This is a genomic window from Hoeflea prorocentri (assembly GCF_027944115.1).
Classification (GTDB): Bacteria; Pseudomonadota; Alphaproteobacteria; order Rhizobiales; family Rhizobiaceae; genus Hoeflea_A; species Hoeflea_A prorocentri.
Map to the genome: position 1 here is coordinate 1721740 of NZ_JAPJZI010000001.1, position 14291 is coordinate 1736030.

A 14291-nucleotide genomic window follows, 5' to 3' on the forward strand; every position below is an offset into this window, starting at 1 on the left:
CGAAGCGCACGGTGGCAGCGTTCGATATCATTTGATAGTGCGGGGTGTTTTACGCATCCATTGCGTCAGCCGCAAGGCGCAAAAGAAGCCGGAAATGCGCAATTTGGCGTGATCTTACGGCAGGTGCGCAATTGATTTATTTTCAAGATTTGATAGGTCCAGCGCAAACATAACGGTCCATGGTCGCCGCAGCGCCTGACGCGCTCATGGCAGGCCGTTTGATCTGCGGGAGATACCAATGACGCCTGACATCAAACCCCTGGTCGCCGGGAACTGGAAAATGAACGGCACGCGCGACTGGCTCTCCGAGATCACAACGGTTGCAGGTTCACTGGATGCGGACCTGCGTGAAACAATGGACACCTTGATCTGCCCGCCCGCTACTTTGATCTATCTTGCGGCCGCTGCTGTTCAGGATACCGGGCTGACCATCGGTGCCCAGGACTGTCACATGGCGCAATCGGGTGCGCATACCGGCGATATTTCAGCGGCGATGCTGGCAGATGCAGCGGCAACGCATGTCATCGTCGGACATTCGGAAAGGCGGACCGATCACGGCGAGACCAGTGATACGGTCAAACAGAAGGCAGAGGCGGTGCATGAGCAAGGCCTCATTGCCATCGTGTGTGTCGGGGAGACCAAACAGGAAAGGGACGAGGGGCGGACGCTTGACGTCATCAAGGATCAGCTTGCCCATTCCGTTCCGGACAACTCCACATCGGCCAACACGGTTATTGCCTACGAGCCGGTATGGGCGATCGGCACCGGAGTGACGCCGACAGTCTCTGATGTGGAGGAGGCGCATGCTTTCATGCGGCGTCTGCTGGAAGATCGTTTCGCCGGCGAGGGAGCGCTCATGAAGCTGCTTTATGGCGGGTCCGTGAAACCATCAAATGCCTCAGAATTGATGGCTGTTCGCAATGTGGATGGTGCGCTTGTCGGCGGCGCAAGCTTGAAAGCTGCGGACTTTCTCGCCATCTGTGAGTCATACAGGTCGTAAAATGACTGTTACGGCGTAACAAATGCCGCATTCAAAACGGCGTTATGGGGTTGGAAAGACCGCCTGCGTCGTGTAAACAGCCGCGAATTTTGCTAATTGCCCAAGTGGCAGGAAATGTGATCCATGCAAACGGTCTTAATCGTTATTCACCTCATGATCGTGGTTGCGCTAGTCGGTGTCGTGCTGCTGCAACGCTCGGAGGGCGGCGCCCTCGGTATCGGCGGCGGCTCCGGCGGCGGCGGGTTGATGTCAGCAAGGGGTGCGGCTGATGCCCTGACGCGGACAACCGGTATCCTTGCCGCAGCCTTTTTCGCGACGTCGATCGCATTGGGCATCTATGCCCGCTACGAAGCGCAACCGACAGACATTCTCGACAGGATTGAACAGACAGCGCCGAGTGGCGGCCAGTCCGTGCTCGATCAGATCGGTGGTGCGCCAAGCTCGTCCGGCGATGACAGCGGGTCTGCCGACATACCGGGCCCGACTTCATCCGGAAGCGGTGACAGCCAGATCCCGACGGGACAGTAGAGCGGATTATACGAGTTGAACCGGCGGCATGAGGATGCCGCCGGTTTTTAACGTGCGGTCCTGCAAGCCACGAACGTAACGTTGCATGGACGCACATTTATGTCGAAAAGTGCATCGGCCGGCTTTTTGGGGCTGGTGGAATCAGTTTCAAAGCGGTAACGGAATAAGCCCATGGCGCGATATGTATTCATCACTGGCGGCGTGGTTTCCTCACTGGGTAAAGGCATTGCCGCTGCAGCGCTTGGAGCGCTCCTGCAGGCGCGCGGTTACCGCGTAAGGCTGCGTAAACTCGATCCCTATCTGAATGTCGACCCCGGTACGATGAGCCCGTATCAGCATGGCGAGGTTTTCGTAACCGACGACGGTGCGGAAACGGATCTCGACCTTGGCCATTATGAACGCTTCACGGGGCGTTCCGCGGTTCAAGCCGACAACATCACCACGGGCCGGATCTACAAGGACATCATCGATAAGGAAAGGCGAGGGGACTATCTGGGCGCAACGGTCCAGGTCATTCCGCACGTTACGAACGAAATCAAGGAATTCGTCCTCGACGGCAATGATGATTACGATTTTGTGCTTTGCGAGATCGGCGGAACGGTCGGCGACATCGAGGCGATGCCGTTCCTTGAAGCAATTCGCCAGTTGGGCAACGACCTGCCGCGCGGAAACGCCATCTATATTCACCTGACCTTGATGCCGTGGATTCCGGCTGCTGGTGAATTGAAGACCAAACCGACCCAGCATTCAGTCAAGGAACTTCAGTCGATCGGCATTGCGCCGGATATTCTTCTGGTGCGTGCGGATCGTTCTATCCCGGAAGAAGAGAGGCGCAAGCTTTCCCTGTTTTGCAACGTGCGTGCATCTGCGGTGATCCAGGCGCTTGATGTCGACAATATCTATGACGTTCCGATTTCCTATCATCGCGAAGGTCTTGACGATGAGGTGCTGGCGGCATTCGGCATCGAGCCGGCTCCGGCGCCGCGCATGGAGCGCTGGGAAGAGGTTGCCGACCGGATCCGAACGCCGGAAGGCGAAGTCACGATCGCCATTGTCGGCAAATATACGGGCCTGAAAGATGCCTATAAGTCGCTGATCGAGGCACTGCATCACGGTGGCATTGCAAATCGCGTCAGGGTGAAGCTCGAGTGGATCGAATCGGAAATCTTCGAAAAGGAAGAGCCGGCGCCATGGCTGGAAAAGGTTCACGGGATCCTTGTGCCCGGTGGCTTTGGGGAGCGTGGCGCTGAAGGAAAGATCCTGGCAGCCCGCTTTGCCCGTGAACGTCAGGTTCCCTATTTCGGGATTTGTTTCGGGATGCAGATGGCGGTGCTTGAGGCAGCGCGTTCACTTGCCGGAGTTGAATCCGCATCATCAACGGAGTTTGGTGAGACGTCCGAACCGGTGGTCGGCCTTATGACCGAGTGGCTGCGCGGCAACATGCTGGAGAAGCGTTCAAAGTCCGGGGACCTCGGCGGAACAATGCGTCTGGGGGCGTATGCCGCTCACCTGAAGGAAGGCACACGCATTGCCAGCATCTACGGCTCAACAGAGATATCGGAACGGCACCGGCACCGCTATGAGGTCAATCATGACTATGTCGATGTGCTGGAGAAACACGGTCTTGTGTTCTCGGGTATGTCACCGGATGGCGTATTGCCGGAAACGATCGAATATGCGGACCACCCCTGGTTTATCGGCGTTCAGTATCATCCGGAGTTGAAATCGCGGCCGCTCGAGCCGCATCCGCTTTTCGCTTCCTTCATTGAGGCGGCGCTTGAGCAGTCGCGGCTGGTTTGAGCGGCTACCCTGTGCTGGGGTTGTCTGCTGCCGGTCCGCTCCAAAGCGTATGCGGATGACGTGACAACCCCAACAGAAAACCATCGAATGTAGTCAGAAAGCCTTTGCCCCCGGCCTATTGATCTCCAAACGAGCGGACGGTCCTGTCATTTCGAATGTGCCGGGCGGATATCCAGGAACATCCTAGTGCTGTGAAGCGGAAGCACAATTGCGATGGCACAACCCGCAGAACAACGCATATGCTGCTTACTATCTGCTCCTCTGCGGCAAACAATCGTGTAAGACATTATCAGCATAGCGCATTTGCTACAATGAATATGAATATTTCTCAGATTTGATTTTTGTTAATTTGGAGTGGCCTGTAATCAAATGAATGATGACGTACGGCGCAAACCCAGGCAGAAGCGCTCCCGGGAAAAAGTTGATAAGATTCTTGATGCCGTTGAAACTTTGGTGACGCAGCAAAGCCTGGAAGCTTTGACGACCACACAAGTCGCGGAGCACACAGGATATGCGGTCGGGACGATCTACCAGTATTTCGGCAACCGGACTGAATTGCTGATTGCCGCAGAAGAGCGGCTGTTTGAGCGGCTGGCTCAGCATCTTGCAAAGGAAGTGTTCGCAGTCCTGTCGGATCCCGTAGACAACGCCATTGAAAAGCTGATCGGCATTTATATTGACAGTGCGAAAGCGCAACCCGGCTATCTGCAACTGCTTAAGTTTTCGTCGGTCAACAAGCCGCCAGGTATCAATGAAGCGACGGTTGACGAGTTCACCGGCGATCTGATTGCCGCGATTATTCGCTCGGAGGCACCCGATATCGGTGACGGGGACCTGGAGGTGGCGCGCAAAACGGCCGTCGGCATCATGGCGCCGCTCACCGACCGTATCCTGCTTGAAAAGAACCCCGTCATACAGACGAAGCTGCAAGCCGAAATGGTGGCCCTTTGCGAATCCATCATTATGCGGGCGATAGAAGCAGGAAAGCAGTGACCAATTCTTGCTGGCGGCCGCTACTCGTTCTTGCCGACCTGCCAGCTGAAGCCGCCGCGTAACACGTCTTCCAGCGAGCGTTTTCCGGTACTGACCGGATGGCCCGTATAGACCGGAGCCGGATTGTCGTAAAGCACGCCGGTTGCTACCGGGTTGTCCGGGTTTGCGAAGCGGGCCAGCGCTGAAGCGAGATTGTAATTGGCCGGGTCGTGCATAAGAATATCTGCCTCGCCGGACGACGCATCAACCGTTTTCAACCCAAGAGACGACGGATCGAAAGCGATGCCGCGTGACTTGTCCTTCCCGAAGAGGAGCGGAGCGCCACTTTCAAGTTGAATTTGATGGTCCGCGATATTGCTCTTGGCCGTGAAGTCTTCGAACACATCTTCATTGAACACGATGCAGTTCTGATAAATTTCGACAAAAGATGCGCCTTTGTGATGGTAGGCGGCTTTGAGCACTTCGGTAAGCTGTTTGATCTGTGTGTCGACACCACGGGCAACAAACCGCGCACCGCAGCCGAGCGCAAAACCGGCCGGATCGACCGGGCTGTCGACGCTGCCGCCGGGAGACGATGGTGAGCGTGTCGCCTGATGCGATGTCGGGGAATATTGGCCCTTGGTCAGGCCGTAGGTCTCGTTGTTGAAGAGCAGGATCTGGCAATTCAGATTACGGCGCAGGATGTGAAGCAGGTGATTGCCGCCGATCGACAGACCATCGCCGTCTCCGGTGATGATCCACACATCAAGGTCCGGATTGGCCAGGAGCATTCCGGTGGCGACCGCCGGCGCCCGTCCATGAATTGTGTGAAAGCCGTAGGTGTCAATGTAATAGGGAAACCGCGACGAGCAGCCTATGCCGGAAACAAAAACCGTGTTTTCCCGCCGCGCGCCTACCTCTGCCAATACTGTTCGCACAGCCTTGAGGATCGCATAATCGCCGCAGCCAGGGCACCAGCGTACCTCCTGATCGGTGGTAAAATCCGCGGGGGTCAGCTGCGCAGTGTTTACTTGCTCATTCATCGGTCGCCTCCAGCCTGGACATTACCGCTTCCTCGATTTCCTTTACCTGAAAGGGCCTGCCAGTCATCTTGCTGAGTTTTTCCGCATGGGGACAGCCTTCCGCCTTCAGCAAATTGACAAGCTGCCCCGAGTTCATTTCCGGCACGAGGATCTGCCTGAACCCCTTGAGCAATTCATTCTGATTGGGGGCGAAGGGCCTGATATGTGTCAGGTGGATGTGTGAGACACTGAGACCGCGTGCGCGCAGATTGGAGATGGCCCGCGATATCGGGCCATATGTCGAACCCCAGCCGACAACCGCCATCTCACCTTCTGCCTCACCCTGATCAGGTTTGAGGGGCGGGATCGACTTTGCGATGCCGTCTATCCGGGCCGCGCGAACATCCGTCATTTTCTGGTGATTATCCGGCTCATAGGAAATGTGGCCCGTCGCATAGTCCTTTTCGATGCCGCCAATACGGTGCTCACAGCCGGGCGTGCCGGGCACGGCCCAGCTGCGGGCCAATGTGTCCGGGTCGCGATGATAGGGATTGAAGTTCTCGGTATCCGTGTGGTTTTTGACTTCAATCTTTTTGAGACTGTCCATATTGGGCAGTGTCCAGGGGCTCGAGGAATTCGCCACAAAACCATCGGACAGCAGGATGACCGGCGTCATATAGGTCAACGCAATCCTTGTGGCCTCAATCGCCAGATCAAAACACTCGGCAGGCGTGCCGGCGGCCAGCACCACCAGAGGGCTCTCGCCGTGTCTGCCATAAAGGGCCTGGTTGAGATCGGATTGCTCTGTTTTAGTGGGCATGCCCGTCGAGGGGCCGGCCCGCTGCGTATTGACGATGACAAGCGGCAGTTCGGCGGAGACCGCAAGGCTCATCGCCTCCTGCTTGAGCGCAATACCCGGGCCTGAGCTTGACGTCACACCGATGCCGCCGGCAAAGGACACACCGATCGCGGCGCAGATCGCGGCAATTTCGTCTTCCGCCTGGAAAGTCCTGACGCCAATATCGGAAAGCTTCGCCAGCGTGTGCAACAGCGGTGAGGCCGGTGTGATCGGATAAGATGCGAAGACAAGCTGCCGGTCGGACAGCTCAGCGGCCGCGGCCAGTCCCCAGGCCAATGCCTCGTACCCGGTCACAAAACTGTAGGTGCCTGGCGGTTGATCCATTCTTGCAACGTTTGTAGCGGTTGCTTCCATGGTTTCGCCATAGGCGTGGCCGGCATTAAGAGCCGCAACGTTCGCACCGGCAACGTCGGGGTTTGCTGCGAATTTCCGGTTGAGCCACTCGACTGTTGGCGACCGGTCCCTTCCGTAAAGCCAGTAGACAAGCCCGAGCGCCCAGAAATTCTTGCAACGCATGGAGGCCTTCCGGTTCAGACCGGTATCGGCAACCGCTTCGAGGGTCATTTTGGAGATATCGGGATCCAGGAGATGATAATTGTTCAGGCTGCCGTCTTCAAGCGGAGAGGATTCGTATCCGGCTTTTTCGATGTTGCGTTGGGTGAATGATCCGACATCAATCAGAATGACGCCGCCCTTTTTCAAGGTGTCGAGATTTGTTTTCAGCGCGGCCGGATTAAGCGCCACCAGCATATCGGCTTCGTCACCGATGGTTTTGATCGGCCTGCCTCCGAAATGGACCTGATAGGCCGATACGCCATAGGTTGTTCCCACGGGAGCCCGCACTTCCGATGGATATTCGGGAAACGTGCCGAGATCATTTTCCGCCATGGCGCTTGCAAGACCAAGCTGCGATCCGATGACCTGGATGCCGTCGCCGGAATCACCTGCAAGGCGTACGACAACCGTCTCTGCGGTCGCTTGTTCCTGAAGTTCTTTGTTGCTTGCAATATTCATCGTCGGATCCGATTGCCCGGTAGGAGTGACCGGAATGAAAGCCATTCCGTTTCGACGCGGGTTATAACGCAGCGACCCGCATATTTACATTGCCAAATCATCGCAGCATATCCTCGTAATATGCCAGAAAATATCTAGGGCATGCGGGTGCAAATCCAATTCCATGCTTTGTTTTCGTCCGATAAGGTAGATATCCGATCGGATTTGCAACCTGTATTCTTGCCGACATTGCTCAATTGCTGGCGCTAAACGGTTTTTGGAAGGAATCTCTCAATGGCTGATTTGAATGGCGACGGGCCACGCCCGGTGGACCATATTGTGCTGCCAACGGCGGATCTTGGCACCGCCCGACAGCGTCTGGATGCCTTGGGTTTTACCGTGGCCCCAGAAGCGCGCCATCCCTTCGGAACCGCCAATGCCTGCGTTTTTTTGGGCGATGGTACATTCCTCGAGCCGATTGCCGTTGCTCAGCGGGAGCTTTGCGAACGTTCGGCAATTGACGGAAATGTTTTTGTCGCCCGTGATCAGGCCTATCGGTTTCGACGCGGGGAAGAGGGTTGTTCCGCTCTTGTCATGGGCACCCAAAATGCCGAGGAAGACCGGCGGCAGTTTGTAAATGCAGGCATCAGCGCCGGCCTGAACCTGGAATTTGCCAGGCCCTTCGAAACGCTGGATGGGACGCGTGACGTGGCCGGCTTCGAGCTGGCATTTGCGGCGGACCTTAGAGCACCGGATGTTTTCTTCTTCACTTGCGAACGCAAGAACCCGTCGGACGTCGACAAATCGGCCCTTGAGACGCACGACAATGGTGTGGTTTCGATCCGGCAAGTGGTGCTGTCGGAGCAGAACCCAAGCGATTTTCAATATCTGCTGCAGGAGATCGCCGACCAAAGGGAAGTGAACGCTCATTCTTTCGGTATTGAGTTAGACGCTGGAAATGCAACCGTTCTTGCCCTTAATGGAACCGGCTTGAAGGCATATTTCGGTGTTGAGGGTGGAACACACGCCAGGGGGTTGCGCATGCGCGGCATTGTTTTCGCGACGGACCGGTTTGATGCTCTGGAAGATCGGCTGAAACAAAACGGTATTGCGTTTTCATTTGTCGGCGGCAGGCTGGTGGTTCCCGAGCACAGCGGGCAGGGTGCGTTCTTCGCCTTTGAGGCTGTCTGAGCGTTTTTCGATTGTGAGCGCATGGCGCTTGATCATTGCCTTTTTCGCGCGTTTGCCTAAAACGGCAGCCGAATTCCCAACTCCGCTCCACAAGGACCAGTGACATGACTGCAATCGTCGACATTATCGGCCGCGAAATTCTCGATAGCCGCGGCAACCCCACCGTCGAGGTGGACGTACTTCTTGAAGACGGTTCTTTCGGCAGGGCCGCTGTCCCCTCCGGCGCATCCACAGGCGCTCACGAAGCCGTGGAGCTTCGCGACGGCGGGCCGCGTTATCTCGGCAAGGGTGTTCAGAATGCCGTCGATGCCGTGAACGGTCCAATTCTGGAGGCGTTGGCCGGCCTGGATGCGGAAAACCAGATCCACCTCGACCGCACCATGATTGACCTGGATGGGACATCCAACAAGGGAAAGCTCGGAGCCAATGCCATTCTGGGCGTGTCGCTTGCAATCGCCAAAGCCGCAGCCGAGGCGTCAGGTCTGCCGCTGTACCGCTATGTCGGCGGGCCCAACGCCCACGTGCTGCCGGTTCCCATGATGAACATCATCAATGGCGGAGAACACGCGGACAATCCGATCGATTTTCAGGAGTTCATGATCATGCCGGTCGGTGCCGGCTCGATCCGTGACGCTGTGCGCATGGGTTCTGAAGTGTTCCATACGTTGAAAAAGGAGTTGTCGGCGCAAGGTCACAATACCAATGTCGGCGATGAGGGCGGATTTGCTCCCGGGCTGGAAAGTGCACCGGCAGCGCTCGATTTCATCATGAAATCCATCGAAAAAGCCGGTTATGCGCCCGGCGAAGACATGTTTGTAGCGCTTGATTGTGCTTCCACAGAGTTCTTCAAGGACGGTAAATACGTGCTTGAGGGCGAGGGGCGCACATTGGAACCGGGCGCCTTGGCTGAGTATCTTGCCGAACTCGTCGGTCAGTACCCGATTATTTCGATCGAAGACGGGATGGCTGAAGATGATTGGGACGGATGGAAAACCCTGACGGATCTCATTGGCAACAAATGCCAGCTGGTCGGTGACGACCTGTTTGTCACCAATTCGGCGCGTCTTCGCGACGGGATCAAGATGGGCGTCGCCAATTCGATCCTGGTGAAGGTGAACCAGATCGGATCTCTGACGGAGACACTGGATGCCGTTGAGACGGCGCATAAGGCAAATTACTCCGCCGTTATGTCGCACCGTTCGGGTGAAACGGAAGATTCGACAATTGCCGACCTGGCGGTGGCCACCAATTGCGGTCAGATAAAAACAGGCTCACTTGCCCGGTCGGACCGGCTGGCAAAATATAATCAGCTCATCCGGATCGAAGAGGAATTGGATACGCAGGCAAATTATGCCGGACGGAGCATGCTGCGGAGCTGATGTCACCAAGACACTGACTGATTATCAAGGGCCTCCTTCGGGAGGCTTTTTTTGAAATCACCTTTTCAAAACCTGTGTTGATCGGTGCGGGGCGGGCGGGTCATAAAGTCGCATTGTTATATTAGTATTTCACAATATACTAATATAAAGGCAACAATCATGCCTTAGGCCAACGCTGCGTTGATCGCGGCGGCCAACCGGAAACGCACACACAGGGGTTTGCAATGAAAAACACGACGCGCTTCAGCAGTCCTTATAATCCGCTCTATTTCCTGGCTTCCTTGGGCAATGGTGGCCTTGCGGTTTCTTTTTTTATGTATCTGATGTTCATGTTGCCGCATCCGGTGTCGCCCATTCCGACATTTACGACGCTCGCGGGTGTCTTTGCAGCAGGCAACCCGGTGACCATGGCGCTGGTCTCGGTTGCGGTTGTCGGCATTCTGTACTTCGCCTTCCAGCATTACCGGCTGCTCCTGAGAAACCTGGCGGCCTACAAGGCGTTTCAGCAAACGCCCGCCTATGAAAAACTCATGTCCGGGAATGCCGAGGTGACCCGCATGGCCATCCCGCTGACCTTGGCCATGAGTATTAATGTCGCCTTTATCCTCGGCGCACTGTTCGTTCCCGGTCTGTGGGGCGTTGTGGAATATCTGTTCCCGGCAGCAATCGTGGCATTTGGCGCGGTGGCGGTTCTGGCACTGCGGATGTTTGCGTCCTATGCAGGCCGGATCCTAACGAATGGACAATTTGAATGGTCTGCGAATAACAGCCTCAGCCAACTCGTCGCCGTCTTTGCCATGTCCATGATCGGTGTCGGGTTCGCGGCGCCTGCCGCCATGAGCCACGTCCCGACGACGGTGGTAGTCGGCATGGTGCTGTCGATCTTCTTCCTGACCTCTGCGGCCATTTGGGGACTAATCATGGTCGTTCTGGGCTTCAAGGATATGCTGGAGCACGGCGTCAGCGAGGAAGGCTCGCCTTCACTCTGGATCATTATCCCGATCGTTACCGTCAGTGGCATTGCGACTGTACGGCTGTCACACGGCCTGCATCATGTCTTTAACGGTGGACCGGTTCCTTCAGACATGCTCGTCAATATGGCAATCATGCTGTCGGTTCAGTTGTTGTTCGGCCTGATTGGTTTTGTCACCATGCGCAAGCTCCACTACTTTGCTGACTATATTCATGGTGAAAAGGCGAGCGCCGCATCTTATGCCCTGATTTGCCCAGGCGTCGCGCTGATGGTGTTCGGAATGTTCTTCCTGCATCCCGGACTGGTCGCCAACGGCATCGTGGACAAGTTCTCTATCGCCTATTTCATCTTGGTCGCACCGCTGGTCTATCTTCAGTTTGTGACCATCAAGACCATGGTTCTTCTCAACCGGAAACATCTGGGCGGCAGCGGCGCAGCTCAGGCGAACCCTAGCCGCGGTATGCCAAGCATGGATGCGGCTGAATAGGGACTTCTTTGTTCTCGCCGGGGCCGGGCCGCAAACAGGCTTGGCCCTCGGCTGGCTGCGATAACCCGTTATTAAACTTGTTGCTGCATAACACTGGCAGTTCGGCCTCCGGAGCTTTCAACCCGGATGCCATGTGTTTTGAGTGTAAAGCAGCGTAAACATGTCGACACGGCAAAAAAAGATACGAAAAACCGGCCGTTTGATTATTCCGACCATTGCAATCGCCTTTATCAGCTATTTCGGCTTCCATTCGATCAATGGCGACAGAGGGCTTAACGCAACGCAGCAGTTTGACGTGCGTAAAGCCCAACTTGAAGCCGAGCTTTCCTCCCTCAAATCAGAGCGCAAGCTGTTGCAACAGCAAGTTAAATTGCTGCCGACAAGCGGTCCGGTCGTGCGCGATATGCTCGATGAAAAAGCGCGTCAGGCGCTGAACCTGTCGCGCCCGGACGAGATTGTTATCTTCGACTATAACTGATTTAACTGTAATCAAGTTAATATTAAAAAAACTGCTTAAAAACAGATATATAGACCGCAACAAAGCTATGCATTTATAAGCTTGCTGGTCGCTCGGCATTTCCGTAAGGTGGGCACAGAAGAACCATTGGGAGGACCAAATGGCCCCGCGCAAGAATGCAGCGTCTGCCGGCCGTCGTGCAGCCGCATCCAAATCTACAAAAACAAGATCGAGCAAATCATCGAAACCGGTGATCGGCCAGGAGATCGCCGAGTTCAGCAAAGAACAGGAACTCGAGGTCTATCGTGAAATGCTGCTGATCCGCCGGTTCGAGGAAAAGGCCGGCCAGCTCTACGGGATGGGTTTTATCGGCGGCTTTTGTCACCTCTATATCGGACAGGAAGCGGTCATAACCGGCATCGAGCACGCTATGCAGGAAGGCGATCAACTGATCACCGGCTATCGTGATCATGGCCATATGCTTGCGGCGGGCATGTCGGCGCGCGGTGTCATGGCGGAACTGACGGGACGGCAGAGCGGCTATTCACGCGGCAAGGGCGGCTCGATGCACATGTTCTCTCGTGAAAAGAATTTCTTCGGTGGCCACGGGATCGTGGGTGCGCAGGTGCCGCTCGGCACGGGCATCGCGCTGGCCAACAAGTACAAGGACAACGGCAAGGTCAGCATCGCGTTTTACGGCGACGGGGCATCCAATCAGGGCCAGGTCTACGAGAGCTTCAATATGGCGGAACTCTGGCAGCTGCCGGTCGTTTATGTGGTGGAGAACAACCGCTATGCCATGGGAACGGCGGTCTCGCGCGCATCCGCCCAGACGGATTTCTCGCAGCGCGGCGTGTCTTTCAATATTCCAGGCTACCAGGTCGACGGGATGGATGTGCGGGCAGTCAAGGCAGCGGCCGATGCGGCTCTGGAGTTCGCGCGCTCCGGTAAGGGGCCGATCATCCTGGAGATGCTGACCTACCGCTATCGCGGCCACTCCATGTCGGATCCGGCCAAATACCGCAGCAAGGATGAAGTGCAGAAAATGCGCTCCGAGCACGACCCGATCGAGCAGGTCAAGGCGCGGCTGCTTGAAAAGGGCTGGGCCACAGAGGACGAACTCAAGGCCATCGACAAGAGCGTCCGCGACATCGTCGCAGACAGTGCGGAGTTTGCGCAGACGGACCCGGAACCGGATCCTTCGGAACTCTACACGGACATATTGGCCTAGGTCGGGGGAGAAAACATGCCAATTGATATTTTGATGCCAGCCCTCTCGCCGACGATGGAGGAGGGCAACCTTGCCAAATGGCTGAAGAAAGAAGGTGACAACGTCTCTTCCGGCGACGTGATTGCCGAGATCGAAACGGACAAGGCAACGATGGAAGTCGAAGCTGTTGATGAGGGCACGATCGGCAAGATTGTTGTTCCGGAAGGCAGCGAGGGCGTGAAGGTCAATGCCGTCATCGCCGTTCTGCTTCAAGACGGTGAATCGGCCTCCGATATCGGAAGTGAAACGCCGGCGGCCGTTCCAGCCGCAGAGCCGGTCGCCGAGTCGGCATCGGCTGCACCTGAACCTGTCGCTGCTGCCCCGGCTGCGGCCGCTGTTCCGTCCGATCCGGATATCCCGGCAGGTACGGAGATGGTCCCCACGACGGTGCGCGAAGCATTGCGTGACGCGATGGCCGAGGAAATGCGCGCCGATGACGATATCTTCGTGATGGGTGAGGAAGTTGCCGAATATCAGGGCGCTTACAAGGTTACTCAGGGATTGCTCGACGAGTTCGGCGCCCGTCGGGTGATCGATACGCCCATCACCGAACATGGCTTTGCGGGTGTTGGCGTCGGAGCAGCCATGGCTGGCCTGAAGCCTATCGTTGAATTCATGACCTTCAACTTCGCCATGCAGGCCATGGACCAGATCATCAACTCGGCGGCAAAGACACGCTATATGTCCGGTGGGCAGATGTCCGCGCCCGTTGTCTTCCGCGGACCGAATGGCGCCGCAGCACGCGTCGGTGCCCAGCATTCGCAGTGCTATGCATCCTGGTACAGTCATATTCCCGGCCTGAAGGTGGTGATGCCCTATAACGCAGCCGATGCGAAGGGCCTTTTGAAAGCCGCGATCCGGGATCCGAACCCGGTCATCTTCCTGGAAAATGAAATCATGTACGGGCACACATTCGACGTGCCCAAGCTGGATGATTTCGTGCTGCCGATCGGCAAGGCCCGCATTCACCGCAGCGGCAGTGATGTCACCATCGTGTCCTTCGGTATCGGCATGACCTATGCTGAACAGGCAGCCGACGAGCTTGCGGGAATGGGTATCGAGGCGGAGATCATCGATCTGCGCACAATACGCCCGATGGACATGCCGACCATTCTTGAATCGGTGAAGAAAACCGGACGTCTGGTCACGGTAGAAGAGGGCTTCCCGCAAAGTTCGGTCGGAACCGAGATCGCAACACGGGTGATGCAAGAGGCGTTCGATTACCTCGACGCGCCGGTGCTGACCATTGCGGGCAAGGATGTTCCGATGCCCTACGCCGCCAATCTTGAAAAACTGGCCTTGCCGAATGTCGCCGAAGTCGTCGACGCGGTCAAAGCCGTGACCTACACGAGCTAAGGGG

The 14291-nt window shown here is 56.5% G+C and carries 12 protein-coding genes; 10 read left to right on the plus strand and 2 right to left on the minus strand.

Going from position 1 to position 14291, the window contains the following annotated elements:
- The first annotated feature begins 238 nt into the window (after positions 1 to 238).
- The 4 genes from tpiA (at position 239) to OQ273_RS08035 (ending at position 4321) form a co-directional block, all read left to right on the plus strand.
- Positions 239 to 1000: a triose-phosphate isomerase gene (tpiA, locus tag OQ273_RS08020; RefSeq protein WP_267989927.1), complete on the plus strand. Its 762-nt coding sequence runs from the start codon at positions 239 to 241 to the stop codon at positions 998 to 1000.
- A gap of 123 nt (positions 1001 to 1123) precedes the next feature.
- On the plus strand, positions 1124 to 1528 hold the full coding sequence (gene secG, locus OQ273_RS08025) for a preprotein translocase subunit SecG (protein ID WP_267989928.1): 405 nt from the start codon (positions 1124 to 1126) through the stop codon (positions 1526 to 1528).
- 171 nt (positions 1529 to 1699) lie between these two features.
- Positions 1700 to 3328 carry a CTP synthase gene (gene pyrG / locus OQ273_RS08030; RefSeq protein ID WP_267989929.1) on the plus strand — a complete coding sequence of 543 codons (1629 nt, stop codon included), beginning with the start codon at positions 1700 to 1702 and terminating at the stop codon, positions 3326 to 3328.
- Positions 3329 to 3697: 369 nt separating this feature from the next.
- Entirely contained in the window at positions 3698 to 4321 is a 624-nt protein-coding gene (locus OQ273_RS08035) for a TetR/AcrR family transcriptional regulator (RefSeq protein WP_267989930.1), read from the plus strand.
- 20 nt (positions 4322 to 4341) lie between these two features.
- Here OQ273_RS08035 and OQ273_RS08040 read toward each other — a convergent pair whose 3' ends face one another.
- Together OQ273_RS08040 and OQ273_RS08045 are read right to left on the minus strand one after the other, a co-directional pair.
- On the minus strand, positions 4342 to 5343 hold the full coding sequence (locus OQ273_RS08040; protein WP_267989931.1) for a 2-oxoacid:ferredoxin oxidoreductase subunit beta: 1002 nt from the start codon (positions 5341 to 5343) through the stop codon (positions 4342 to 4344).
- A complete protein-coding gene (locus OQ273_RS08045) occupies positions 5336 to 7195 on the minus strand; it encodes a 2-oxoacid:acceptor oxidoreductase subunit alpha (protein WP_267989932.1) in 1860 nt (619 codons plus the stop codon). Before OQ273_RS08045 ends, OQ273_RS08040 begins: the two co-directional genes overlap by 8 nt.
- A gap of 273 nt (positions 7196 to 7468) precedes the next feature.
- On the opposite strand from OQ273_RS08045, the gene OQ273_RS08050 reads away from it, so the two are divergent.
- From OQ273_RS08050 to OQ273_RS08075, 6 genes are all read left to right on the plus strand, one after another.
- On the plus strand, positions 7469 to 8365 hold the full coding sequence (locus OQ273_RS08050; RefSeq protein ID WP_267989933.1) for a VOC family protein: 897 nt from the start codon (positions 7469 to 7471) through the stop codon (positions 8363 to 8365).
- Between the two features lie 104 nt (positions 8366 to 8469).
- Entirely contained in the window at positions 8470 to 9744 is a 1275-nt protein-coding gene (gene eno, locus OQ273_RS08055) for a phosphopyruvate hydratase (RefSeq protein ID WP_267989934.1), read from the plus strand.
- Between the two features lie 224 nt (positions 9745 to 9968).
- Positions 9969 to 11204 carry a TsoY family (seleno)protein gene (locus tag OQ273_RS08060; protein ID WP_267989935.1) on the plus strand — a complete coding sequence of 412 codons (1236 nt, stop codon included), beginning with the start codon at positions 9969 to 9971 and terminating at the stop codon, positions 11202 to 11204.
- Positions 11205 to 11364: 160 nt separating this feature from the next.
- Positions 11365 to 11682: an FtsB family cell division protein gene (locus tag OQ273_RS08065; protein WP_267989936.1), complete on the plus strand. Its 318-nt coding sequence runs from the start codon at positions 11365 to 11367 to the stop codon at positions 11680 to 11682.
- Positions 11683 to 11821: 139 nt separating this feature from the next.
- The gene (pdhA, locus tag OQ273_RS08070; protein ID WP_267989937.1) at positions 11822 to 12892 is read left to right on the plus strand and encodes a pyruvate dehydrogenase (acetyl-transferring) E1 component subunit alpha; all 1071 of its coding nucleotides are present in this window, start codon (positions 11822 to 11824) and stop codon (positions 12890 to 12892) included.
- 15 nt (positions 12893 to 12907) lie between these two features.
- Positions 12908 to 14287, plus strand: a complete 1380-nt coding sequence (locus OQ273_RS08075; RefSeq protein ID WP_267989938.1) for a pyruvate dehydrogenase complex E1 component subunit beta — start codon at positions 12908 to 12910, stop codon at positions 14285 to 14287.
- Positions 14288 to 14291: the final 4 nt, after the last annotated feature.

Bases quoted from the DNA above. Each gene is read 5' to 3' on its own strand.
- secG (WP_267989928.1), top strand. From the start codon at position 1,124: ATGCAAACGGTCTTAATCGTTATTCACCTCATGATCGTGGTTGCGCTA.
- OQ273_RS08050 (WP_267989933.1), top strand. From the start codon at position 7,469: ATGGCTGATTTGAATGGCGACGGGCCACGCCCGGTGGACCATATTGTG.
- OQ273_RS08065 (WP_267989936.1), top strand. From the start codon at position 11,365: ATGTCGACACGGCAAAAAAAGATACGAAAAACCGGCCGTTTGATTATT.
- tpiA (WP_267989927.1), top strand. From the start codon at position 239: ATGACGCCTGACATCAAACCCCTGGTCGCCGGGAACTGGAAAATGAAC.
- OQ273_RS08075 (WP_267989938.1), top strand. From the start codon at position 12,908: ATGCCAATTGATATTTTGATGCCAGCCCTCTCGCCGACGATGGAGGAG.
- pyrG (WP_267989929.1), top strand. From the start codon at position 1,700: ATGGCGCGATATGTATTCATCACTGGCGGCGTGGTTTCCTCACTGGGT.
- pdhA (WP_267989937.1), top strand. From the start codon at position 11,822: ATGGCCCCGCGCAAGAATGCAGCGTCTGCCGGCCGTCGTGCAGCCGCA.
- OQ273_RS08060 (WP_267989935.1), top strand. From the start codon at position 9,969: ATGAAAAACACGACGCGCTTCAGCAGTCCTTATAATCCGCTCTATTTC.
- OQ273_RS08045 (WP_267989932.1), bottom strand. From the start codon at position 7,195: ATGAATATTGCAAGCAACAAAGAACTTCAGGAACAAGCGACCGCAGAG.
- eno (WP_267989934.1), top strand. From the start codon at position 8,470: ATGACTGCAATCGTCGACATTATCGGCCGCGAAATTCTCGATAGCCGC.
- OQ273_RS08035 (WP_267989930.1), top strand. From the start codon at position 3,698: ATGAATGATGACGTACGGCGCAAACCCAGGCAGAAGCGCTCCCGGGAA.
- OQ273_RS08040 (WP_267989931.1), bottom strand. From the start codon at position 5,343: ATGAATGAGCAAGTAAACACTGCGCAGCTGACCCCCGCGGATTTTACC.